The sequence below is a fragment of the Erythrobacter dokdonensis DSW-74 genome, from assembly GCF_001677335.1.
Classification (GTDB): domain Bacteria; phylum Pseudomonadota; class Alphaproteobacteria; order Sphingomonadales; family Sphingomonadaceae; genus Erythrobacter; species Erythrobacter dokdonensis.
In genome coordinates this window covers 457390-481185 of the sequence record NZ_LZYB01000002.1, presented here as the reverse complement: position 1 = coordinate 481185, position 23796 = coordinate 457390, and the positions used below count along the sequence as shown (strand labels likewise).

The window sequence follows — 23796 nt, the reverse complement described above, 5'->3', positions numbered from 1 at the left end:
AGGGCGCCTCAATAATCGCCCTTCGTCCCGGTCTCGCGCACCCGCGCCTCGACGTCTGCGCGCACCGGCGGGCTGACGAATTTCGCGATATCGCCGCCGTAGATGGCGATTTCCTTGACCAGCTTGGACGCGATCGGCTGGAGCGAGACATCGGCCATGAGGAAAACCGTCTCGATATCGTCGTCGAGCTGCTGGTTCATCCCGGCCATCTGGTATTCGTACTCGAAATCCGCGACCGCCCGCAGCCCGCGGATAATGACGCTGGCACCCTGTTTCTGCGCGAACTTCACCAGCAGCGCATTGAAGCCGACGACCTCGACATTGCCCAGACCCATGTTGGCGACCTCGCGCTCGACCATGCGGAAGCGCTCCTCGGTCGAAAACATCGGGTTCTTGCTCGGGTTGGTGGTGACACCGATGATCAGCCAGTCGACCAGCTTGGCTCCGCGCCGGATAATGTCGGCATGGCCGAGGGTAATCGGGTCGAAGGTTCCGGGATAGATCCCGACGCGGCGTGTCATAGGGCGTATCCTTTGTCCCGAACTCAGCGGTCGCGTTCGACGATGAAGCGAGCGAGCGCGCGCAGGATATCGGCTTCGGGGCCGTGCGAGGAGAGATGGCCGATCGCCTGGTCGACCAGCGCGCGGGCCTGTTCGCGGGCCTTGTCCACCCCCATCAGCGTCACGAAGGTCTGCTTGCCCTGTTCGCTATCCTTGCGCAGCGCCTTGCCGGCTTTTTCGACGTCGCCTTCGACATCGAGCAGATCGTCGGCAATCTGGAACGCAAGGCCAATATCGCGGGCATAGGCACGCAGATGCGCCCGGCCCTGCGGCGCAACCCGGCCCAGCACCGCGCCCATTTCGACGCTGGCGGCAAGCAACGCGCCGGTTTTCAGCTGCTGCAGCCGGGTGATGGCCTGAAGGTCATAGGTCACGCCTTCCTCGTCGGCGACCATGTCCATCATCTGCCCGCCGGCCATGCCGTGCATGCCCGAAGCCTTGCCCAGCGTGGCGATCAGTTCCGAACGCACGAAGGGATCGGTGCTGGTTTCCTCTTCGGCCAGAATCTCGAAGGCCAGCGCATGGAGCGCATCCCCGGCGAGCACCGCGGTTGCCTCGTCATAGACCTTGTGCAGCGTCGGCTTGCCGTGGCGTAGGTCATCATCGTCCATGCAGGGCAGATCATCGTGTATCAGCGAATAGACGTGGATCGCCTCGATCGCCGCGCCTGCGCGCAGGGCAGCATCCCGCGACACGCCGAACATGCTGGCGGTGCTGACGACAAGCAGCGGGCGCACCCGCTTGCCCCCGCCGATCGCGGCATAGCGCATCGCCTCGATCAGGCGCGCGCTGGTATCCTCGGGAACCGGCAAAAGCGCGTCGAACAGCGAATCGATATCGGCCTGCACGCGTTTCAGGCCCTCGCCCAGAATATCGGTCTCCACCCCGGCCAGCATTGTCTCAGCTCTCCGTATCAAAGGGACGGGTAGAAGCCGGACGGCCATCGGCGCCGGTGACGATGCTCTCGATCCGCGCCTGGGCTGCGTCGAGCCGCTGCTGGCACGCCGCGCGCAGCGCCTCGCCGCGCTCGTAAAGCGAAATCGACTGGTCAAGCGGCACATCGCCGCGCTCGAGCTGCTGTACGATCTGCTCGAGCGCACCCAAGGCCTGCTCGAAGCTCATATCCGAAATGTCTGGCGCCGATCCGGCGGCGGTATTGCCCTCGTCCATGCCCGGCAGCATTGACGGAGGCGCCGTGTCCGGTCAAGGCTGGCCGGTATCGGGGCGGGACAAACCGGGATAGAAAAGAACATGACCAAATGGATCATCGCCTATGGCACGGCTGCCCTTGTCTTTGGCGCGCTGGATGCGGTGTGGCTGCGCTGGGCCTCGGGCAATCTCTACAAGCCGGTAATCGGCGAGATCATGGCGGAAAACTTCAACGTCGCCGCCGCGGGGGCGTTCTACTTCATCTATCTGGCGGGCATGACCTGGTTCGCGATCAAGCCCGGGCTTGAAAGCGGCACGGTGCAGGCCGCGCTGCTCAACGGCATCCTGCTTGGCGGGCTGTGCTATGCCACCTTCGACCTGACCAGCCAGGCGGTGTTCAAGGTCTGGGCGACCCATGTCAGCGTGCTCGATATCCTGTGGGGGGCGTTTGCCACCGGCACGGCGAGCGCGGTCGCGACCTGGGTGACGTTGCGCTTCGCCCCTGCTGCTGCCTGATGTTCATCGGCCACTTCGCCCCGGCCTTCATCGCCGCCGCCGTCAGCCCCAAAAGCCCGCGGCTCGGCACGCTGTTCGTGGCGGCGCAGCTGGTCGACTGGGCCTTTTTTGCGCTGGCGCTTATCGGGGTGGAGAAGCTCAGGGTCGATCCGGCGGCGAGCGTCATGGTGCCGCTCGATCTCTACCACATGCCCTACACCCACAGCCTCATCGGCGCGAGCGTCTGGGCGCTCGCCTGCCTCGCGGTGGTGGCCGCGTGGCAGCGCAACCTGTTTGCAGGCGTGCTGGCCGGGCTGGTGGTCGTGTCGCACTGGGGGCTCGACTGGCTGGTGCATGTGCCCGACCTGACCATCGATGGAGAACCCCCCAAGCTGGGTCTGGGACTGTGGAACTATCCGGCCATCGCCATGCCGCTGGAATTGCTGCTGACCGGCGGCGCATTTGCCTTCTACGTGCGCCGCACCCGCGGCCCCATCGGCCCGCCGCTGGTCCTGCTGGCAGTGATGCTGCTGTTGCAGGCGGTCAACTGGTTCGCCCCGCACCCCGATCAAGCTGGCCCGTTCCTCTATCTGCAGGCATTGCTCGCCTTCGCTATCCTGACCGCGCTGGCCGCATGGGTCGGGGAGAATCGCTGGTTCCAGAAACGCGGCGGCTTGGCCTTCGGCGATCAGTAATCTAGGGGGCGGCGCAAGGAGCCTCCGCATGACCGCCATCACCCCCGAAATCGTCGAACAGCACGGCCTTTCCCCCGAGGAATACGAGCGTGTCCTGCACGCCCTGGGCCGCGAGCCGAACCTTGTCGAACTCGGCATCTTCTCGGTGATGTGGTCGGAGCATTGCAGCTACAAGTCCTCGCGCCTGCATCTGAAGAAGCTGCCCACGGAAGCCCCCTGGGTGATCTGCGGCCCGGGCGAGAACGCGGGCGTGATCGACATCGGTGACGGGCAGGCGGCGATTTTCAAGATGGAGAGCCACAACCACCCCTCCTACATCGAGCCCTATCAGGGTGCGGCGACGGGTGTGGGCGGCATCCTTCGCGATGTCTTCACCATGGGCGCGCGGCCGATGGCGAATGCCAATGCGTTGCGCTTCGGACGGCCTGACCATCCCAAGATGAAGCATCTGGTGCAGGGCGTGGTCGCAGGCATCGGCGGCTACGGCAATTGCGTCGGCGTGCCGACCGTGGCGGGGGAAACCAATTTCCACCCGGCCTATGATGGCAATATCCTTGTGAACGCCATGACGGTGGGCGTGGCAGACACCGACAAGATCTTCTATTCGGCGGCGACCGGCGTGGGGAATCCGATCGTTTATGTCGGGAGCAAAACCGGGCGCGACGGCATCCACGGCGCAACCATGGCGAGCGCCGATTTCGGCGAGGATGCCGAAGCCAAGCGCCCGACCGTGCAGGTCGGTGATCCCTTTACCGAAAAGCTGCTGATCGAAGCCTGCCTCGAACTGATGGCAACCGATGCGATCGTCGCGATCCAGGACATGGGCGCGGCGGGACTCACCAGCTCGAGCGTCGAAATGGCCTCCAAGGGCGGCGCGGGCATCCGGCTCGACATGAACAAGGTGCCTTGCCGCGAAGAGGGCATGACCCCTTACGAGATGATGCTCTCCGAAAGCCAGGAGCGGATGCTCATGGTGCTGAAGCCCGGCAAGGAGACGATGGCCGAAGCGATCTTCCGCAAGTGGGAGCTCGATTTCGCGGTGATCGGCGAAGTCACCGATACGGGGCACATGGTGCTCGAATTCAATGGCGAGGTGGTGTGCGACATTCCCCTCGCCCCGCTGGCCGACGAAGCCCCGCTTTATGACCGTCCTTACCTGTCGAAGGAGGAATACAAGGCCTGGGCAGGCGTGAAGCCGCTCGGCGAAGTGCCTGCGACCGATGATGTGGCGGCAGACCTGCTGACGCTCATGTCCTCTCCCGACCTCGCCTCGCGCCGCTGGATTGCCGAGCAATATGATTCGCAGGTCGGCGCCGACACGCTCCAGACAGGCGGCGATGCGGGCGTGGTGCGGGTGCACGGGACGGGCAAGGCGCTGGCTATCACCACCGATTGCACCCCGCGCTATGTCTTTGCCGACCCCTATGAAGGCGGCAAGCAGGCGATTGCCGAGGCCTATCGCAACCTGTGCGCCGTCGGCGCGCGGCCGCTGGCGGTTACCAACTGCCTCAACTTCGCCAACCCCCAGCGCCCCGAAATCATGGCCCAGATCGTCCATGCGCTCCAAGGCATGGGCGATGCCTGCCGCGCGCTCGATTTCCCCATCGTTTCGGGCAACGTCAGCCTTTACAACGAGTCCAAGGCGACCGGCGGCGGCTCGGCGATCCTGCCCACCCCGGCGATCGGCGGCGTCGGCATCATTACCGACTTGTCGAAGATGATGACGATGCACTTCAAGCAGGCGGGCGATGCGATCTACCTCGTCGGGCCGGAGTTCTGGGCAAAGCCCGATCCGACCCGCTCGCACCTTGGTCAGTCGCTGTGGCTGCGCGTGGTCAAGGGGCTGGAGGCCGGCCGCACCCCGCCGACCGACCTTACCGTCGAGCGCAACGCGGGCGAAATCATCCACGAACTGATCGCCGACGGGCTGGTGAATGCAGTGCATGACCTTTCGGACGGTGGTCTCGCGGTCGCTCTGGCGGAAATGGCGCTGGCGGGCGGGATCGGCGCCGAGGTCGCATCCGAAGGCAACCCCGACTACACTCCGGCACAATGGTGGTTCGGCGAGGATCAGGGTCGCTATCTCATTACTGTGCCCGATGTCGAAGCGCTCAACGCCGCGCTCGCCAAGGGCACGCGCGATGACGAGACCGCACAGATCGGATTCCAGAGGATCGGAACGGTCGGCGGCGACAATGTGCTGGGCGTGCCGCTCGCCGAATTGCGCGCGGCCAACCAGCGGTTCTTTGCGGAATGGATGGAAGGCTAAGGGCGGCTCAGGCCGCCTGAGCCTGTCCGCTTCCCAGCGTCAGTTCCTGACTGAGGATGCCCTCGCCCGCAAGAATCGCGAGACACTGGCGATAAACATCGGGCTTGCCGATGCCGAGCCGCGCGCGCGCCGCACCAATATCCTCACGCATCAGCGCGGCAATATCCTGGTGGGCGATCTTGGCAGCCGCGCGGCCTAGCCTGCGCCCCTCCTTGATCGCGGCGAACAGCGGCGCCTTTGTCCCGCTCATCTTTTTGATCTGGCGCGCGCCCGCATAAGCGATGAACAGGATGCCCTTGTTGTGGTTCTGCTCGTAGCTGAAGCCGAGCAGGCTCGCCTCGCCCAGCGCGTCGCGGCCATAGCCGGTGAGCACGTGAAACAGGTCATGCGTGTCGCGCAGCCGGTCGAAATACCACTGGGTCTGGTCCTTCGGCAGACTTTCGGGCGGCGCCCACTTGTGGCTTTCCGCCACCAGCCCGGCCGCAGACAGCCCCTCGCGCTTCATGAAGGCGATATAGTGCGCTGCCACGCTATCAGGACCGCAATCGGCCCAGCGCGCATGGTCGTCTAGCATGGCGGGGATGTCGACGCCGTCGCGCATGAAACGCTGGCCTTCCGGCGAACGGATGAAGCCGTGGGCCTGTGCGTGGCTCTTGCGGCCCTTGGTGGCCTCGATGATGTGGAACACCTGCTCGGTGTCCTCCTTGTCCGCGACCAGCTTGCCGAAATGGTGTAGCACCTTGAATGGACGGAAGCCGGCCATCTTGCGGTCCGGAGCCACCAGCGGAAGATCGAGCAGCGCCATAGTGTAACGTCCTTTGCGCGAGTCGCGAACCAGGTTCACCCGAAGCCACTTACATCAATGTCAGTTAATAGTCCATTCCGCCGTTGATCGAGGTCAAACGAATAGCCATGCCGGATCATGACAGCCTGCCCTACACCCTGCCCGCCATGGACGACGCCGAGGCGATCGCCCGCGCCCGCAGCATGGCCGCAAAACTTAAGCAACGACGCACCTGCCGCTGGTTTTCTCCCGCACCGGTCCCGCGCGAAGTCATTGCGGCCGCGATCGAGGCAGCGGGCAGCGCACCATCGGGAGCCAATCACCAACCCTGGCATTTCGCGGTGGTCGAATCCCCGGAGAAAAAGTATGCCATCCGCGAAGCCGCCGAAGCGGAGGAGCGCCGCTTCTACGGCGCAAATGGCGATGTTCCCAAAGCCGGCGAGGAATGGCTCTCAGCACTCGGCCCGCTCGGCACGGATGCGGACAAACCGTTTCTCGAAACCGCGCCTTTTCTGATTGTCGTCTTTGCCCAGAGGAAAGGCGGGATCGCCGAGGATGGACAGACGCAAAACTACTACGTCAGCGAAAGCGTCGGCATCGCCTGCGGGATGCTGCTGGCGACATTGCACGAGGCGGGTCTGGCGACGCTCACCCACACGCCCTCGCCGATGGGCTTCCTGCGCGAGGCCTGCGGGCGCCCGGAATGGGAAAAGCCGGTAATGATCGTGGTCGCAGGCCATCCAGCGGCCGATGCCACGGTGCCTGCTCACGCGCTCGTCAAGAAGCCGCTGACGCAGATTGCCAGCTGGCTGTAGGCCGGACCGGTCAGGCCGCAGCGAGTTCCTGCGGCGTGTTCGGGCTGGCGAGGAGGTTGTAGGGATCGATGCCCTCGGCCTTCCAGATGCGGTGGCATTCGCGATACTTGCCCGGCTCGGGGATACGCAGATCGGCGCGCACCTGTTCCAGCGGACGCGCGAGCAGATCGCGGATCGGTTGTTCGATCAGGCGCGGGGCGCCCTTCCCGGTTCGGTGCGCCTGCCGCACGGCGCCGAACACCGGCGCCTTGCTGCCCCGCACCATCTTGGCGATGTTTGCCGCACCGGCATAGCCGATCAGAAGGTGGCCCTGGCTGGGCGACTGGCCATGCGTGAAGAGCAGCACGCACTGCTCGCCAAGCGCGTCGCGCCCATAACCGGTGAGCACGTGGAACAGATCATGCGTATCGCGCGAGCGTTCCATGAACCACTGCACGAGGTCGGGATATTTCTGACGACCCAGACTTTCGGCTTCGGCCACCAGACCTGCCGCCGTCAGGCCTTCACTCTCCATGAAATCGCAATAGGCATGGGCAAGGCTGCCCTTGGGCGTGCGGCGCAGGGCGGCATGATCATCGAGGATTTCGGGCAGGCGCGGCTCGGTGCGACGCAAGTGCTCGCCCCGATCGGACAGGGCCAGTTCCTGCACACGGGGAAGGAACGTCTTCGAGGGGAGCGATTCGAAAATCTTGAACACCAGCGAGGTGTCTTCCTTGTCCTTGATGAGCGCCTGAAAGGCCTTGACCGCGCGGATCGGCCGATAGCGCGCCGCCGGGCGTTCCGGATGAAGCAGCACCGTTCCGTCGGCGGCATTCAGGCGGATATAGGCGTCACGATCGGAGCGGGTCATGAATATCTGGTCCTTCAAGATGGGCTGCTTATGGCCCGACTTGCTTACATCAGTGTTAATAGCCGATTCGGTCTGCAAAGAAAACCCGAATTTCAGCGCCCCGAACCCGCCGCGCGCTCAAGCCTCCCGCCATTGCGCACGCGGCACGCCCAGCAACCGCAGAACCGAGGTTAGATCTCCGGTATCAACCCGGCCATTAGCCGCCGCGCGCGCTTTCGGCTTGGCGCGATAGGCAAAGCCATAGGTCGCAGCCTCGATCATCGGGATGTCATTGGCCCCGTCGCCTGTAGCCAGCGAAACCAGCCCCTCCCCTGCTTCCTCGCGCAGCACCGCGGCCTTTACCGCGCTGTCGGTGATGGAGCCGAGCAGCTTTCCGGTCAGTTGCCCGTTAACAACATCGAGCCGGTTGCCCACGACCCGCTGAAACCCCAGCATCCGCGCAACCGGATCGGCAAAGTGATGGAACCCGCCGGTTACCAGCACCGTCCGCGTGCCAAGCGCGCCTAGCGTCGCGACAAGAGTGCGGGCGCCTGGTGTGGCGGTGATCCGCTCGTTCAGGCAGACATCGACAACACTCTCGTCCAATCCCTCGAGCAGGGCAACGCGCTCATACAGCGCCTCGACGAAATCGAGCTCGCCCTGCATCGCACGTTCGGTGATGGCGGCGATCTGCGGCTTGATACCGGCATAGTCGGCCAGTTCGTCGATGCATTCCTGCCCGATCATGGTCGAATCCATATCGGAGACGAACACCTGCGGAACAAGGATTTCCTGCTCGCTCACCAGCATGTCGGCCGGCGCGAAAAAACGGTCGAGCGCCGCAAGCACCGCCACGGGATCGCCCTCGGCAAAGCGCAGTTCGAGCACCTCCCCGTCAGGCAGCATCGCCGCCCCGGCCAGAACCGTGCCACCACCCTTCAACGCATCGGCCATCGCATCAAGGCGTGTTTCCCTTGTCGCTGCGTCTGCTATCAGCCGCGCAATGAGCATCAGTTCTTCTCCAGCAGCTCCCGTGGCGCTCATTGCAGGGCCGACCGCGAGCGGCAAGAGCGCGATTGCGATTGCGCTCGCGCACCGGCTCGCCAAGGCAGGCAGGCGCGGCGTGATCGTCAATGCCGACAGCGCCCAGGTCTATGCCGATCTGCGCGTCCTTTCAGCCCGCCCTTCGGAAGAGGAAATGAAAGGGATCGACCATCGTCTGTTCGGCGCCTGGGACGGATCGGAGGCCTGTTCGGCCGCAGCATGGGCAGCCCGCGCCAAGTCCGAGATTGCGGATATCCATGAAAGCGGTGACGTGCCGATCCTGGTCGGCGGAACCGGGCTCTACATCAAGGTGCTGCTCGAAGGCATCGCTCCGATACCGGAGATCGACCCCGATATTCGAGCCACAGTGCGCGCCCTTGACGAAGATGCCGCCTACAAGCTGCTTCAGATCGAAGACCCGCTGCGCGCTGCCCAGCTCGACCCAGGCGACCGGCAACGGGTTGCCCGCGCACTGGAGGTCAAGCGCTCTACCGGCGTTACGCTGGCAGACTGGCAGCTCGCCAAGGCAGGCGGCATAGGAGAGGAGATCGATCTTCACCCGCTGTTGCTGCTGCCCGACCGCACATGGCTGTACGAACGCTGCGATCAGCGCTTCGAGGCGATGCTGCATACGGGCGCGATCGAGGAGGTCGCCGCGTTGCTCGAACGCGAGCTGGCCCCCGACCTGCCAGTGATGCGCGCGATCGGTGTACCGGAAATTGCCGCCGTGCTTGCAGGCGAGATTGACGAGGAGACGATGGTTTCTGCCGGCCAGCAGGCCACGCGGAACTACGCGAAACGCCAATATACCTGGTTCCGGCGCCAGCCTCCCGAGGACTGGCCTCGGGCAGAGATCGGGTTTGAATCTGAAAATATCGATATCGATGTTTATTTTGCATCATTATTACGCTGATTGGGGTTGACTTATCAGATTGTGACCTTTAGCGCCAACATCACTCGGTCCGATGCGTCCCCCTGCATCGGGCCGGTTTTGTTGTTTGGCAGCCAATGCCCCCGACAGGTGCCTTTTGCGCCGATTGCTAGATCTATGGAGTACCTCGTGACCGGTCAGCCGGCCCCCGCCCAACCCAAAAGCGCCCCCAGCAGCGGTGCAGCCATTCTGGTGCAGTGCCTGATTGAGCAGGGCGTGGAATATGTTTTCGGCTATCCCGGCGGCGCGGTGCTGCCCATCTATGACGAACTGTTCGGTGACGAACGCATCCGCCACATCCTCGTCCGGCACGAAGCGGGCGCGGCGCACGCGGCGGAAGGTTATGCCCGCGCCACCGGCAAGCCGGGCGTTGTGCTCGTTACTTCCGGCCCCGGCGCGACCAACGCCATCACCGGCATTGCCGATGCATGGATGGATTCGATCCCGCTGGTTGTGATCACCGGACAGGTGCCGACCGGCCTGATCGGCACCGACGCCTTTCAGGAAGCCGACACCATCGGCATCACCCGGCACTGCACCAAGCACAATTACCTCGTGAAGGACCCGGCCGATCTCGCTGCGACCATTGCCGAGGCGTTCCGTATCGCCACCACGGGCCGCCCGGGCCCGGTGGTGATCGACATTCCCAAGGACGTGCAGATTGCCGTGCCCAGCGAGCGCCGCACTCTCGTTCGCGCCGGATCGCACCGCTACGCGCCGCAAATGGTCGCACCGGCCGAACAGATCATCGAGGCCATCGAGATGATCGCTGCAGCTGAACGTCCGATCCTCTATACTGGCGGCGGCGTGATCAATTCCGGCCCGCAAGCGAGCGAATTGCTGCGCCGGTTGCAGGACCTTACCGGCGCGCCCGTCACCTCGACGCTGATGGGCCTGGGCGCCTTCGCATCGACCCATCCCGACTGGCTGGGGATGCTGGGCATGCACGGCACCTATGAAGCCAACATGGCGATGAACAAATGCGATGTCATGGTCTGCATCGGCGCACGCTTCGATGACCGTGTCACGGGCAAGCTCGACGCCTTCTCGCCGGACTCGAAAAAGATCCACATCGATATCGACCGCTCCTCGATCAACAAGACGGTGGCGGTGGATCTCGGGATCGTCGGCGATTGCGCCGCGGTGCTCGGCCAATTGGTCGAGGCATGGGGCGCGCGCAAGCCGCAGGACCTTGGCGAATGGAAAGCCCGCATCGCAGGTTGGCGTGCGCGCGAATGCCTCGCCTATCCGCCACGTTCGGCCAAGCATCCGAACATGATCATGCCGCAGAAGGCGATCGAGCGCCTGCACGCCCTCACCCACGCGCAAAAGCCGATCATCTCGACCGAGGTTGGCCAGCACCAGATGTGGGCGGCGCAATATTTCGGCTTCGATGACCCCAACAAGTGGCTCACCTCCGGCGGGCTCGGCACAATGGGCTACGGCCTGCCTGCCGCAATCGGCGCGCAATTGGGCCACCCCGATGCGCTGGTGATCGACATTGCGGGCGAGGCGAGCATCCAGATGAACATCCAGGAACTCGGCACGGCAAGCCAGTATCGCCTGCCGGTCAAGGTGTTCATCCTCAACAACGAATACATGGGCATGGTCCGCCAGTGGCAGGAACTGACCTATGAGAGCCGCTATTCAAACTCCTATTCGGACAGCCTCCCCGATTTCGTGCGCCTCGCCGAAGCCTATGGCTGGAAGGGCATCCGCATCCACGACGAAAGCGAGCTTGATGAAGGCATTGCCGCGATGCTCGCCCACGACGGGCCGGTGATGGTCGATTGCCTCGTCGCACAGGATGCCAACTGCCTGCCGATGATTCCTTCGGGCGCGGCTCACACCGACATGATCCTCTACGGCGACAAGGTCGACGGAACGATGGACGACGAAGCCAAGGCGCTGGTCTAAGGACACCTCCATGCCCATGAAGATTGCCGAAGCGGCCTCCGAGCGCCATGTGCTCGCTGTTACCGTGGATAACGAACCCGGAATCCTCGCCAAGATCACCGGGCTGTTCACCGCGCGCGGGTACAACATCGACAGCCTGACCGTGGCCGACATTACCGAGGATCATGCGGTCAGCCGCATCACCATCGTCACCAACGGCCCGCCGCAGGTGATCGACCAGATCGAGGCGCAGCTCGAACGGCTCGTGCCCGTGCACAAGGTCACCGACCTCACCACCGCCGGCCCGCATGTCGAGCGCGAACTGGCATTGATCAAGGTCGCCGGCACAGGCGAAAAGCGGGTCGAGGCGCTGCGCCTCGCCGACATCTTCCGCGCGCGCCCCGTCGATACCACCACCGAAAGCTTCATCTTCGAAATCACCGGCCCGCCCGACAAGGTCGACAGCTTCATCGCCCTGATGCGCGAGTTGGGGCTGGTCGAAGTCGGCCGAACCGGGATCGTGGGCATGATGCGCGGGGCCGAGGGCGCCTGAATCTTTTCAACGAATACAATCCGCAAGAGAGAACAGTGATGAAAGTCTATTACGACGCCGATGCCGATCTGAACCTTATCAAGCCCAAGAAGGTCGCGATCCTCGGCTACGGCTCGCAGGGCCACGCCCATGCCCAGAACCTGCGCGATTCGGGCGTGGCCGAAGTCGCCATCGCCCTGCGCGAAGGCTCGGCCACCGCGAAGAAGGCCGAAGGCGCCGGCTTCAAGGTGCTTTCGAACACGGAGGCGGCACAATGGGCCGACCTGATCATGATCCTCGCGCCCGACGAACATCAGGCCGCGATCTGGGAGAATGACTTGAAGGGCCACATGAAGCCCGGCTCCGCACTTGCCTTCGCGCACGGCCTGAATATCCATTTCGGGCTGATCGAGCCGCCGTCCGATATCGACGTCATCATGATCGCGCCCAAGGGTCCGGGCCACACCGTGCGCAGCGAATATGTGAAGGGCGGCGGCGTACCCTGCCTCATCGCGATCCACCAGGATGCGTCGGGCAGCGCGCATAACGTGGCGCTGGCCTATGCGAGCGCCGTCGGCGGCGGGCGGAGCGGCATTATCGAGACCAACTTCCGCGAGGAATGCGAGACCGACCTGTTCGGCGAACAGGCCGTGCTGTGCGGCGGGATTACCCACCTCATCCAGGCCGGGTTCGAGACGCTGGTCGAGGCCGGTTACGCTCCCGAAATGGCCTATTTCGAGTGCCTCCACGAAACCAAGCTGATCGTCGATCTGCTCTATGAAGGCGGCATCGCCAACATGCGCTATTCGATCTCGAACACCGCCGAATATGGCGACATCACCACAGGTCCGCGCATCATCACCGCCGAAACCAAGGCCGAGATGAAGCGCGTGCTCGCCGACATCCAGTCGGGCCGCTTCGTCAAGAACTTCGTGCTCGACAACCGCGCGGGCCAGCCCGAATTGAAGGCCGCGCGCAAGCAGGCCGAGGCCCATCCGATCGAGCAGACCGGCGCAAAGCTGCGCGCGATGATGCCGTGGATCAGCGCCAACAAGCTGGTCGACAAGGCCAAGAACTGATCGCGGCGCACAGGGACGGGAGCGCTTCGGGCTTGCCCGGCGCTCCCGTTCGCGCGACAGCACTCCCATGCGCCTCGCCGATTGCCACAATATCGATGATTTCCGGCGGCTGGCGAAGGCCCGCCTGCCGTTTCCCGTGTTCGACTATATCGACGGGGCGGCCGATGACGAGCTGACCAAGGCGCGCAACACTGCCGCCTTCGATACGGTCGATCTGGTGCCGGATGTACTCGCCGGGGTCGAGACGATCGACACCTCCTGCACCATCCTCGGGCGGCGATCGGCGCTGCCGCTGATGCTCTCGCCCACCGCCGTCCAGCGCGCCTTCCACTGGCAGGGCGAGACTGCGGTGGCGAAAGCTGCCGAAAAGTTCGGCCTGTGGTTCGGCATCTCCAGCCTTGCGACGCGCAGCATCGAGGAGATCGCCGCGCTCACCAGCGGCCCCAAGCTGTTCCAGCTCTATGTCCACAAGGACAAGGGGCTGAACACCCACATGATCGAACGTTGTCAGGCTGCGAAATTCGATGCGCTGGCGCTGACGGTCGACACCATCGTTTCGGGCAAGCGCGAGCGCTGCCTGCGCTCGGGCTTCACCACCCCGCCGCGCTTCACGCCCGCCAGCATCTGGTCCTACGCCACCCGCCCGCGCTGGACGCTCGATTATCTTTTCCGCGAGAAGTTCCGCCTCCCCAATCTCGATACCCATGTGTCCGAGGGGACCAACAAGGCGGTGAGCATCGCCGAATATTTCAACACCATGCTCGATACGTCGATGGACTGGGACACCGCCGCCACGATCCGCCAGCAATGGGGCGGCACCTTCGTGCTCAAGGGCGTGATGAGCGCCGGTGATGCCCGCCGCGCGGTGGAGATCGGGGCCGACGCGATCATGATTTCCAACCACGGCGGCAGGCAGCTGGACGGCAGCCGCGCGCCGTTCGACCAGCTGCCCGAAATCGTCGATGCGGTGGGCGGGCGGATCGAGATCATCTGCGACGGCGGCATCCGGCGCGGCACCCATGTGATGAAGGCCCTGGCGAGCGGCGCGAGTGCGGCTTCGGGCGGGCGGCTTTATCTCTACGCGCTCGCGGCGGCCGGGCAGTACGGCGTCGAACGCGCGCTCGGCATCCTCAAGGACGAGATCGAGCGCGGCATGCGGCTGATGGGCGTCACGCGGGTCGACCAGCTGACCCGCGACCGGTTGCGCTTGCGATGACCTCCCCGCGCTTGGGCAAGGAACTGCCAGAGCGGACAGCAATGTCATAATCGGGTAACGAAAGAGGCGTCTGAGGCCGCAGACCTTATTCACGGAAACGCGATCATGACCAAGCTTTCGCCCGCTTTCCTCGCCCTGCCCCTCGCGCTTGTGCTGTCCGCCTGCGGGAGCGAGCCCGATCCTGCGGCCAACAGCGCCGATTCCTTCGCCGCGCGCATCAACCAGAACGGCACGGCCACGCCGGTGCCGCAGGGGACGGTGGCGCCGACAGTAGCCGAGTCCAAGCCCGGCGCCGCCCCCGGCGTCTTTGTCCCCGGCACCCAGACCGATCCGGCCTCGGTGACCTGCGGCGCGAACCTGATGGGCCCCTTCATCGGCCAGCCCGCCGACGAGGTGACCCGCGCGGCGATCACCGAGACGCTGGGCCGCACGGACAACCTGCGCTTCGTCGTCCATGGCTCGCCCGGCTACGTCAATCCCGACCCCACCAATCCGCGCCTCAGCCTGATGCTGGATGAGCAGAACATCATCCGCGACGCGCGCTGCGGCTGATCATTTCGGGATTACCGGCTTGCACCCTGCGCAATTATCGGCAAAGGATGGGGCCATGACGCGGAACGGACTTTCGCTGCTTCGACTTATGCGCCCTTGGGCGTAGGCAGCCGCGCGCGAGGAATGCGAGCGGCCCGCTCCCAAGGGTAACCCGCCGCAGCCTCCCATTCCCTCCCGCGACGAGCTTTTTTCCATGTCCATGCTCCGTGACCCTTCCGCAAAATATCGTCCGTTCGGCCAGATCAATCTTCCCGACCGCCAGTGGCCTTCGCGCCTGATCGAGCGCGCGCCGCGCTGGCTGTCGACCGACCTTCGCGATGGCAACCAGTCGATCATCGACCCGATGGATGCGGTGAAGAAGCGCCGCTTCTTCGACCTGCTCGTTGAAATCGGCGTGAAGGAAATCGAGGTCGGCTTTCCCAGTGCAGGCGCGACCGAGTTCGATTTCATCTCCGGCCTCGTGCGCTCCGGCGATATCCCTGACGATGTCACCGTGCAGGTCCTCACGCAAAGCCGCGAGGATCTGATCCGCACCAGCTTTGCCAGCCTCGAAGGCGCGCGCGCGGCAATCGTACATCTCTACAATGCGGTCAGCCCCGCGTGGCGCGACATCGTGTTCCGGATGAGCAAGGACGAGGTGAAAGCCATCGCGATCGCAGGTGCCAAGGTGATGCGCGACGAGGCGGCGCGATATCCGGACACAGATTGGCATTTCCAGTATTCGCCCGAAACCTTCTCCACCGCGGAACTCGATTTCAGCATCGAGGTCTGCGCCGCGGTGATGGAGGTGCTTGCCCCCACGCCGGACCACCCGATCATCCTCAACCTGCCGGCCACGGTCGAGGCGGCGACGCCTAATATCTACGCCGACCAGATCGAATATTTCTGCCGCCACCTGCCGAACCGCGAGAGCGCGGTGATCTCGCTTCACACCCACAACGACCGCGGCACCGGCGTCGCGGCGGCGGAGCTGGGGCTGATGGCAGGCGCGGACCGCGTCGAGGGCTGCCTGTTCGGCAATGGCGAGCGCACCGGCAATTGCTGCCTCGTGACCATGGCGCTCAATCTCTATACCCAAGGCGTCGATCCGGGGCTCGATTTCTCGGACATCGACCGGGTGATCGAGACGGTGGAATATTGCAACGACATCCCCGTCCACCAGCGTCATCCCTATGGCGGCGAACTGGTCTATACCGCCTTTTCCGGCAGCCATCAGGACGCGATCAAGAAGGGCTTCGAAGCGCGCGAGACCCAGAATGACGAGCAATGGCGCGTGCCCTATCTGCCGATCGATCCGGCCGACCTCGGGCGCAGCTACGAAGCGGTGATCCGTGTCAATTCGCAGTCCGGCAAGGGCGGTTTTGCCTGGGTGCTGGAAAAGGACCAGGGTCTCAAGCTGCCCAAGAAGATGCAGGCCGACTTCTCTCGCCACGTGCAGGCCTTGGCCGACGAACTGGGGCGCGAACTCAATGCCGCCGACATCTGGGACGCCTTCCGCCGCGCCTATCACGTCAAGACCCACCCCAAGCACTTCCAGCTGGTGCGCTACGAAGAAAGCCGTGCGTCGGACGGCACCCGCATCTTCGCCGGGACGATCGCGGTCGACGGGGTCGAACAAAGCGTCTCGGGCCGCGGCAATGGCCTTATCTCCAGCGTCATGGGCACCCTGCGCGAGGCTTTCGGAGTCGATCTGGAGGTCTCCGACTATAGCGAGCACGCGCTCGGCCAGGGCACGGATGCGCGCGCGGCCGCCTATCTCGAATGCCGCAGCGGCGACGGGCGCACCATCTGGGGCTGCGGGATCGACGAGGACGTGGCGACCGCCAGCGTGCGCGCGGTGCTATCGGCAGCGAACAGCGCCGTTGCCAGCTAGCGCGGCACGAAGCGGACCAGACCGGCCGACCGGCGCTCGCCCGCCAGCACTGGCCCCGCAATGATCGCCGCCACCCCGATCGCGCCCGCGAGCGCCGATCCGGGGAGCGGGCTGGCCACCAGCATTGTCGGCGCATTGACCAGCGCGTGCAGCGCGATCACGATCTCGAGCCGCCCGGTGCGCAGATAGAGCAGGCCCAGCATCACCCCGCCCAGCAGCATGTAAGCCAGCGCCCCGGCAACCGCACCCGGCGCAATCTCTCCGCGATTGAGCAGGATCGTCGGAAGGTGCCACAGCGCGAAGATCACCGCGCACAGCATCAGGGCGGCGAGCATGCGGGCTGTCTCGCCCGAAATGCGGCGGCCCAGCAGAAAATAGAGCTGCGGCAGCACATAGCCGCGGAACAATCCGTCCTCGAACGGCGCCGTGCCCAGCACCATCGCGATGAACAGGCCAAGCACCGTGCCCGCGCCATATTCTGTCCAGGCAGGATGCAGCGCGATCTCCATCCCGCTTGCCAGCGCGGCGGCCACCGCGACGAGCTGCATCGCCGCCCATCCGGCCAGCAACAGCAACACCAGTCTCAGCGCCCAGCCCGCACTCAGACCGAGATCGGCAAGGCTCTGTCTCCCCCATGCCATCACCATCCCGCCGATGATGATCAGCGTCAAAGGCACGAAAGTCGTGAGATTGGCATTGATCCAGCCACCGGTCGCGCGGTGCAACGCCCACACGAAGCTGTCCTCGCGCGAAAAGAGCAGAAGGTTGGACAAGGTCACTGCAAGCGTGCCGGTGATCACCACCGCAACGAAAGAAGCAAACGTCGTCCGCCTGACCTGGACAACGGCTGATGTTTCCATAGCTCCCCCCAAGCTCGCCGAGGCAACGATGTCATGCCCCCAATATGCCGCGCCCGTGCGCCATTGCGCAAGCAGAAGGCCGCGCCGGCCTGACGCTTTCCGGTCTTGGATCGAAGGCCTATAGTGCCCAGCCATGACGGCGAGACTGGTAGAGATATTCCTTCCCGAAAGCGGGATCGCCGCGCTCGAGGTGATCCTCGCAAAGCACTCGCGCCGGTTCTGGCGCGAGACCGTGCCGGGGGGCATGGAGAAATTCACCTGCATCGTGCAGCAACGCTATACCGAGCGCCTGCTCGATGACCTCACCGACACTTTCGGCGCCGATCCGCGCTTCATCGCCCATGTCGCTGAGCTTGAGGCGGTGATCCCGCCGGTGCTCGAGACGCCCGATACCGCGCTGCCCGCCGATCCCGACCTTCCCCCGCCGACAGCGCTGGAACGCTTCTTCAGCCGCGACCGGATCAGCACCAGCGAACTCTACGAGGACATCGAGGTCAGCCTGAGGATCACTCCGAGCTTTCTGTTTACGGTTTTCCTGTCGGCAGTGATTGCAGCGCTTGGGATGCGCAGTGGACAGGTGGCGGTCATCATCGGGGCAATGGTGATTGCACCGCTGCTGGGTCCGACCATGGGCATCGCGCTGGCGGCGACGGTTGGCGATGCGCGGCGCGGGGCCAAGGCGGCGCTGGCGCTCGCTGTCGGCGCGGTCATGGCGGTGATGGCGGGCGCGCTGGTGGGCGCAGCATTTGCGGTTGACCTTGCCGAACCTGAATTGAGCGATCGCGCATTGGTCAGTCCTGGCGATATCGCGCTGGCGCTGGCCTGCGGGGCAGCCGGTGTGTTGGCGATGAGCAGAGCCGCCTCGCTTTCGCTGGTCGGCGTGATGATCGCGGTGGCGCTGGTGCCGCCGCTCGCTGCCGCAGGGATTTTCCTCGGTGCGCGAGAATGGGTGCCGGCAACCGGCGCACTGTTCTTGTTCGCGAGCAACCTCGTATGCCTCAACGTCGCGGGGATCGTGATGTTTCTGGTCGAAGGCCTGCCGCCCAAGAACTGGCGCATCACGCTGGGCCTGCTGGGCGCGTGGACCAGCATCCTGGCCCTTCTCGTGCTGATTGCCGCCGGGCGGCTGGTGCTGGGCATAGGCAGCGCCGATTTTCTCTCCGCAGCAAGCTGAACCCATCGCCACTCCGCGCTTGCGAAGCGCGTCTTTTGGTCGCAGGATTGCGCCATCGCGACGACGGGAGGCAAGTCGCTCATGAACGCAATAGAACAGGATCCGGCCCTGCCCCTTCCGCCCCCCCAAGTGGCGGAGGATCTGGTCCTTGGCGACCTTGGCAGGGCGCTGGCGGCCGGTTGGCGCGATTTCCTCGCCATGCCGCAATTCGGTATCTTCTTCGGCGGCTTTTATGTGCTGGCGGGGCTGGCGATGGGCGGCGCGGCCATCGCCGGCGGGGAACCGACATGGCTGATCCCGGCAATGGCGGGCTTCCCGCTGGTCGCGCCATTTGTCGCGGTCGGTCTCTACGAGGCAAGCCGCAGGCGCGAAGCCGGCGAGGCACCGTCATGGCGCGCGGTGCTCGGCGCGCTGAAGGGGCATGGCGATGACCAGATCCTGTCGATGGGGGTGATCGTGTTTGTCGCCTTTTCCTTCTGGATGATCGTCGCCCACGCGATCTTCGCCGTGTTCATGGCGGAGAGCGGCATGGGCGGCGAGTCCGTGGCCGCGCTGCTTACTCCGGCAGGCCTCACCATGCTGGCCGTCGGCAGCGCAGTCGGCGCGGTCATGGCTTTCGCCTTCTATGCCATGACCGTGATCAGTCTGCCGATGCTGGTCGAACGCAAGGTCGATTTCCTCACCGCGATCATTGCCAGTTTCAAGGTCGTGCGCACGAACCTCTTCGTTATGCTGGCCTGGGCGGCGATCATTGCCGCGGTGCTGTTTGCAGCGATGATCCCGGCGTTTCTTGGCCTGATGGTGGCCCTGCCCGTCCTCGGCCATGCCACCTGGCACCTCTATCGCGGAGCCATCGCCTGACGCTTTTGCACTTTGCCGCGCGTCGCTCCCTGCCTAGTAAGGCGCGAGGGAGAGAGACATGAGCGAAGCCATCATCGAACCGGATCTGCCGATCATCGATCCGCATCACCACCTGTGGGATTTGCGGCCGATGCTGTCGCTGTTTCCAGAGCCGCGCCATCACTTCATCGCCGGGCTGGTCGATAATGCGCACTACACATTCGACCAGCTCCACGCGCACCTGACGAGCGGGCACAACATCATCGGCACGGTCTTCATGGAATGCGGCGCTTTCTACAACGGCGCCTATGGCGAGGCCCGCAAAGTCGTGGGCGAGGTCGAATATGTGAACGGGGTCGCGGCGCAATCGGCCAGCGGGCTCTACGGCCCTTCGCGCTATTGCGCCGGGATCGTGGGCCATGCGGACCTGATGCTGGGCGACGGCGCGGGCGCGGTGCTCGACGCGCTGCATGCCGCCGCATCAGGGCGCTTCAAGGGGATCCGTCATCAGGGCGCCTGGGATGCCGATCCGGAAGTGCTCGGCCCGCCGTTCCATGCGCCAGAAGGGCTGTATCGCGACGCAACCTTCCGGCAGGGCTTCGCGGAACTTGGCAAGCGCGGCATGACCTTTGATGCCTGGGTGCTGGAGCCGCAATTGCCCGACGTCATCGATCTGGCGCGCGCCTTTCCCGATCAGCCGATCTGCCTTGATCATTGCGGCACGCCGCTGGGGGTGGCGACCTACCGGGGCAAGCTGCACGAGCGGTTCGACACCTGGCGGCACAATATCCACGAACTGGCGCGGTGCGAGAACGTGGTGGTCAAGCTTGGCGGGCTCGCGATGGCCTTTTGCGCCCTGCCCGAAGACGGCCCTGCCGCCGGTCACGGTTCGGAGCATCTGGCGGCCCTTTGGCGGCCCTATATCGAAACCTGCATCGAGGCTTTCGGCCCGCAGCGCGCGATGTTCGAGAGCAATTACCCCGTCGATTACTGGGGGGCCGACTACGCCGTACTGTGGAACGCCTTCAAGCGTCTTACCCGATCGGCCAGTGTCGAAGAGAAAGCGGCGCTCTATGCGGGAACCGCCACGCGGTTCTATGGCCTTGAGGATTTGCTCGGCTAAGCACTGCCTGCCCTTGTCAAAATCGCGCTTGGCTCTGGCGGAACCACCGCTAGAGACGCTGGTTAAGGCCGAACAGATTTCGAGGAGAAACAAATGCCCCTTCCCGCCCCTTTCGATCGTCTGCGCCTGCCGCTGATCGGATCGCCGCTGTTCATCGTCTCCGGCCCGGAACTGGTGATCGCGCAGTGCAAGGCGGGGATCATCGGCAGCTTCCCGGCACTGAACGCGCGCCCGCAATCGCAGCTTGATGAATGGCTGCATCAGATCACCGAGGAACTGGCCGCCCATAACCGCGCCAATCCCGACCGTCCGGCCGCGCCCTTTGCGGTCAACCAGATCATCCACAAGACCAACGATCGCGTCGATGCCGACATGGCGACCTGTGCCAAGTGGCAGGTGCCGATGATCATCACCTCGCTGGGCGCGCGCGAGGACATCTACACCGCCGTGCGCGGATGGGGCGGCATCACGATGCATGACGTGATCAACAACCGCTTCGCCCACAAGGCGATCGAAAAAGGCGCGGACGGTCTCATTCCGGTCGCGGCAGGCGCTGGCGGCCATGCCGGCGCGCTCTCGCCCTTTGCCCTGATGCAGGAAATCCGGGAGTGGTTTGACGGCCTCGTGGCGCTGTCCGGCTCGATAGGTCACGGTGCTTCGATCCTTGCAGCCCAGGCCCTGCGCGCCGACTTTGCCTATGCCGGCAGCGCCTTCATCGCCACCAGGGAGGCGAATGCGACCGAAGGTTACAAGCAGGGCATCGTCGAAGGTTCCTCGGAAGGGATCGTCTACACAAACCTGTTTACCGGTGTGCACGGCAATTACCTGCGCTCCTCGATCGAGGCGGCAGGGCTCGATCCCGACGACCTGCCGGTCAGCGATCCTTCCAAGATGAACTTCGGCAGCGGTGGCAACACCAAGGCCAAGGCGTGGAAGGATATCTGGGGTTCGGGACAGGGAATCGGCACGATCAAGCAGGTCGGAACGGTCGAGGATCTGGTCGCCCGGCTGGAGCGCGAATATCACGCCGCCAAGGCGCGGTTGCTGGCCAATTCCGATTACAGCCCCTGGGGCGCTCTGGCAGAAGCTGCGGAATAGCGTCTAGCGCGCCGACCACAGCGCCTCGGCCATCGCGTCAAGCTCGGTAAAGTCGAAGCCGGTGCCAAGCGGATCCCTGCGGTTGAGCAGGATCCGCCGGCGTTGGGCGAGAAGTTGCCGCCGCAAGGCCCCCTGAAGCAGCTGCAATCGCATCAGCGCATCACAGAGCGCTTCTTGATCGCTGCGAAGACGTTCCTGCGCCCAGCTCTGCTCGATCCGGCCCACGCGGGCGATGACGACCTCGTTGTAGCGGTGATGCGGCCCGCGGTGGAGCGGCATGCCGGTGCGCGCCGATGCCTCCTCCCGGGCGGGCAGCAGCAGACCATTGGCGCGAAAATCATCAAACCCTACCCGCTCGCGGCCAAGTGCTTCGAACATCGCCCCGAAGCAGCGGCGCGAGAGAAGTTGGCGAGGCAGCAGGTGGTGGCGTTGCAGAGCGGGATCGTAACCAGGCTGGTCGCGCCGGTTAACTGCGCGGAAGGCAATGACAGGGCGATAGGCGTTGCGACCGGGATCCTGCATCTATTCGCGCCTGACCCTGATGAACTGGCTATTGCGGGATGCCTGCATCACAAGTCGGGTGCCATCAGGCGCAACGATCCGCTCGCTTTCGTCGATCCCGCCGACCATCACCAGCTGGTTGACAAGACGCACGCCAAGCCTGGTTGCGGCAACCTTGTCGGCGCTCAGGGGCGCTTCAATGCGCAATTCCTGACCGATCCAGAAGCCCAGTCCGACACTTTGCAGCGCCCCCTCGGCCGTCTCTTCGAAAGCGGTCAGACCAAGCGCGGGAAAAGCTCCGCCCTCAAGCCAAGCGGTCACGATCGATTCGAAAAAGCGGCGGCCGATCGCGCTCGCCGAAGGTTGCCAGAAGACTGCCCGTGCGTCCTCGAAATGCTGGGTAAGGTCACGCGCCAGGGCAAGCATGCCCCGTAATACCGGAATGCTGCGTTCGCCGCCCGAAAGGTGGGGGCCGGGCGTGATGCCGATGACCTCGAAACCGGCCTCGTCAGGCTGCTCGGCAAAGTCGAACCGGTGGATGATCTGCGGCGACTTGCCTGCCGGGCCGGGCGCAAGGCCTTTCACGTCATACGTCAACCCATCACGCAGGAGTTCCAGCCAGACAGCTTCGGACGTGCCTAACCCGCCAGCAGCGGCGCTCGCCGGCCCGCCCTGCGAAACCAGAAACTTGCCATCCTTCTGCTCGGCAGGATCATGACTCAGCGCAACCGCGTGCTGCTGGGATACGAACCGCAAGATTGCAGCGCGCGTGGGCCGCTTGCCCGGCGCAAACAGCAAATGCAGCCCCGCAGACTCAGCATGCTGCAATCCAAGAATTGTCGAGGCCCCCCTTCGTATTGCGCCTGACCGGGCCACAATCCGGCAGTCAAGTCTGGCGCGTTTAAGCGCTATCGTCGAGTCCCGAATATTCTCCGGGTCCCAATTCGGTATATTATCTTAGAAGATTCCAAGAGAGATGCCTTCTGACAGAGCGCTCCCAAGTTCCCGACATTCTTTCAAGGCCTTGCCGGGCACGGTCTTGGGCGCGGCAATGGCTTCGGGGGTCTGGGCGGCAAAATTGACGATCATCGATTCGGCAACCCGGCGCAGGCGCCATCCGGTCGCAATCCGGTCAATCTGGCGCTGAGCCCCTTCCCCGTCCGAACCGGCGGCAATGATCGTGGCATAGGGCCGCCCCTCGATCCTGCCCAGCACATCATAATACGTGCGGTCGAACATCTCCTTCATCAACCCGCTCATTCCGGCAAGGTTCTCGGGGCAGACAAACAGATAGCCGCCGGCCCGCAGCAGGGCATCGGCGGTGACCGCGTCCGCACGAAGCAGCAGAGCATCGCCCGCGCCTTCGGCGGCGGCCTGCGCCATCGCCTCGCTCGCGCCGGTGCGGCTGTGCCAAGCGATCAGCAGTCGCGCTGGGGGCGGGCTGTCCTCCATTGCACCCGCAGGTGCCTTGCGTTCCTGTC

25 protein-coding genes are annotated in these 23796 nt (G+C 64.5%); 15 read left to right on the top strand and 10 right to left on the bottom strand.

Annotated elements, in window-relative coordinates; translation table 11 throughout:
• Positions 1–8: 8 nt before the first annotated feature.
• The 3 genes from coaD to I603_RS06345 are packed head-to-tail and all read right to left on the bottom strand — an operon-like array spanning position 9 to position 1730.
• Positions 9–521, bottom strand: coding sequence for a pantetheine-phosphate adenylyltransferase (coaD, locus tag I603_RS06355; RefSeq protein ID WP_068863196.1), 513 nt, complete (start codon positions 519–521; stop codon positions 9–11).
• Positions 522–544: 23 nt separating this feature from the next.
• A complete protein-coding gene (locus I603_RS06350) occupies positions 545–1456 on the bottom strand; it encodes a polyprenyl synthetase family protein (protein WP_068863194.1) in 912 nt (303 codons plus the stop codon).
• A gap of 4 nt (positions 1457–1460) precedes the next feature.
• Complete coding sequence (locus tag I603_RS06345; RefSeq protein WP_068863192.1) at positions 1461–1730, bottom strand: exodeoxyribonuclease VII small subunit; 270 nt, start codon at positions 1728–1730, stop codon at positions 1461–1463.
• An 81-nt stretch (positions 1731–1811) separates the two neighbouring features.
• Here I603_RS06345 and I603_RS06340 point away from each other — a divergent pair, with 81 nt between their 5' ends.
• The 3 genes from I603_RS06340 to purL are packed head-to-tail and all read left to right on the top strand — an operon-like array spanning position 1812 to position 5168.
• On the top strand, positions 1812–2225 hold the full coding sequence (locus I603_RS06340; protein WP_068863189.1) for a DUF2177 family protein: 414 nt from the start codon (positions 1812–1814) through the stop codon (positions 2223–2225).
• Entirely contained in the window at positions 2225–2899 is a 675-nt protein-coding gene (locus I603_RS06335; protein ID WP_068863186.1) for a hypothetical protein, read from the top strand. Before I603_RS06340 ends, I603_RS06335 begins: the two co-directional genes overlap by 1 nt.
• Before the next feature lie 28 nt (positions 2900–2927).
• Positions 2928–5168 carry a phosphoribosylformylglycinamidine synthase subunit PurL gene (gene purL, locus I603_RS06330; RefSeq protein WP_068863183.1) on the top strand — a complete coding sequence of 747 codons (2241 nt, stop codon included), beginning with the start codon at positions 2928–2930 and terminating at the stop codon, positions 5166–5168.
• 7 nt (positions 5169–5175) lie between these two features.
• Here purL and I603_RS06325 read toward each other — a convergent pair whose 3' ends face one another.
• Positions 5176–5973 (bottom strand): Coq4 family protein, encoded by a 798-nt coding sequence (locus I603_RS06325; protein ID WP_068863181.1) that lies wholly within the window; start codon positions 5971–5973, stop codon positions 5176–5178.
• Between the two features lie 107 nt (positions 5974–6080).
• Here I603_RS06325 and I603_RS06320 point away from each other — a divergent pair, with 107 nt between their 5' ends.
• On the top strand, positions 6081–6767 hold the full coding sequence (locus I603_RS06320; protein WP_068863178.1) for a nitroreductase family protein: 687 nt from the start codon (positions 6081–6083) through the stop codon (positions 6765–6767).
• 10 nt (positions 6768–6777) lie between these two features.
• On the opposite strand, the gene I603_RS06315 is transcribed toward I603_RS06320, so the two are convergent.
• Positions 6778–7617: a Coq4 family protein gene (locus tag I603_RS06315; protein WP_084439920.1), complete on the bottom strand. Its 840-nt coding sequence runs from the start codon at positions 7615–7617 to the stop codon at positions 6778–6780.
• A gap of 117 nt (positions 7618–7734) precedes the next feature.
• On the bottom strand, positions 7735–8607 hold the full coding sequence (serB, locus tag I603_RS06310; RefSeq protein ID WP_068863346.1) for a phosphoserine phosphatase SerB: 873 nt from the start codon (positions 8605–8607) through the stop codon (positions 7735–7737).
• Between serB and miaA the strand changes: the two genes are divergently transcribed.
• From miaA to leuA, 7 genes are all read left to right on the top strand, one after another.
• The gene (gene miaA / locus I603_RS06305) at positions 8600–9553 is read left to right on the top strand and encodes a tRNA (adenosine(37)-N6)-dimethylallyltransferase MiaA (RefSeq protein WP_068863175.1); all 954 of its coding nucleotides are present in this window, start codon (positions 8600–8602) and stop codon (positions 9551–9553) included. The two genes, serB and miaA, sit on opposite strands and share 8 nt — an antisense overlap.
• Positions 9554–9688: 135 nt before the next feature.
• Positions 9689–11488 carry a biosynthetic-type acetolactate synthase large subunit gene (gene ilvB / locus I603_RS06300; protein ID WP_068863172.1) on the top strand — a complete coding sequence of 600 codons (1800 nt, stop codon included), beginning with the start codon at positions 9689–9691 and terminating at the stop codon, positions 11486–11488.
• Between the two features lie 16 nt (positions 11489–11504).
• Positions 11505–12020 carry an acetolactate synthase small subunit gene (gene ilvN, locus I603_RS06295; RefSeq protein WP_068863169.1) on the top strand — a complete coding sequence of 172 codons (516 nt, stop codon included), beginning with the start codon at positions 11505–11507 and terminating at the stop codon, positions 12018–12020.
• A 38-nt stretch (positions 12021–12058) separates the two neighbouring features.
• On the top strand, positions 12059–13078 hold the full coding sequence (ilvC, locus tag I603_RS06290) for a ketol-acid reductoisomerase (protein ID WP_068863166.1): 1020 nt from the start codon (positions 12059–12061) through the stop codon (positions 13076–13078).
• A 67-nt stretch (positions 13079–13145) separates the two neighbouring features.
• Entirely contained in the window at positions 13146–14294 is a 1149-nt protein-coding gene (locus I603_RS06285) for an alpha-hydroxy acid oxidase (RefSeq protein WP_068863163.1), read from the top strand.
• Positions 14295–14399: 105 nt separating this feature from the next.
• Positions 14400–14846 carry a hypothetical protein gene (locus tag I603_RS06280; protein WP_068863160.1) on the top strand — a complete coding sequence of 149 codons (447 nt, stop codon included), beginning with the start codon at positions 14400–14402 and terminating at the stop codon, positions 14844–14846.
• Between the two features lie 193 nt (positions 14847–15039).
• The gene (gene leuA / locus I603_RS06275; protein WP_068863157.1) at positions 15040–16719 is read left to right on the top strand and encodes a 2-isopropylmalate synthase; all 1680 of its coding nucleotides are present in this window, start codon (positions 15040–15042) and stop codon (positions 16717–16719) included.
• Here leuA and I603_RS06270 read toward each other — a convergent pair.
• Entirely contained in the window at positions 16716–17579 is an 864-nt protein-coding gene (locus I603_RS06270; RefSeq protein ID WP_068863154.1) for a CPBP family intramembrane glutamic endopeptidase, read from the bottom strand. The genes leuA and I603_RS06270 overlap by 4 nt on opposite strands.
• Before the next feature lie 133 nt (positions 17580–17712).
• Between I603_RS06270 and I603_RS06265 the strand changes: the two genes are divergently transcribed.
• The 4 genes from I603_RS06265 (at position 17713) to I603_RS06250 (ending at position 21814) form a co-directional block, all read left to right on the top strand.
• On the top strand, positions 17713–18753 hold the full coding sequence (locus I603_RS06265) for a TIGR00341 family protein (protein WP_068863151.1): 1041 nt from the start codon (positions 17713–17715) through the stop codon (positions 18751–18753).
• Between the two features lie 81 nt (positions 18754–18834).
• Positions 18835–19614, top strand: a complete 780-nt coding sequence (locus I603_RS06260; RefSeq protein WP_068863150.1) for a DUF2189 domain-containing protein — start codon at positions 18835–18837, stop codon at positions 19612–19614.
• A gap of 58 nt (positions 19615–19672) precedes the next feature.
• Positions 19673–20716 (top strand): amidohydrolase family protein, encoded by a 1044-nt coding sequence (locus tag I603_RS06255; protein ID WP_068863148.1) that lies wholly within the window; start codon positions 19673–19675, stop codon positions 20714–20716.
• Between the two features lie 93 nt (positions 20717–20809).
• The gene (locus I603_RS06250) at positions 20810–21814 is read left to right on the top strand and encodes an NAD(P)H-dependent flavin oxidoreductase (RefSeq protein ID WP_068863146.1); all 1005 of its coding nucleotides are present in this window, start codon (positions 20810–20812) and stop codon (positions 21812–21814) included.
• 3 nt (positions 21815–21817) lie between these two features.
• Here the strand turns inward: I603_RS06250 and I603_RS06245 are convergent, their stop codons facing one another.
• From I603_RS06245 to I603_RS06235, 3 genes are all read right to left on the bottom strand, one after another.
• Positions 21818–22336, bottom strand: a complete 519-nt coding sequence (locus I603_RS06245) for an AHH domain-containing protein (RefSeq protein WP_084439895.1) — start codon at positions 22334–22336, stop codon at positions 21818–21820.
• Entirely contained in the window at positions 22337–23071 is a 735-nt protein-coding gene (locus I603_RS06240; RefSeq protein WP_143736740.1) for a hypothetical protein, read from the bottom strand.
• A gap of 201 nt (positions 23072–23272) precedes the next feature.
• A complete protein-coding gene (locus tag I603_RS06235; RefSeq protein ID WP_068863142.1) occupies positions 23273–23767 on the bottom strand; it encodes a flavodoxin family protein in 495 nt (164 codons plus the stop codon).
• Positions 23768–23796: the final 29 nt, after the last annotated feature.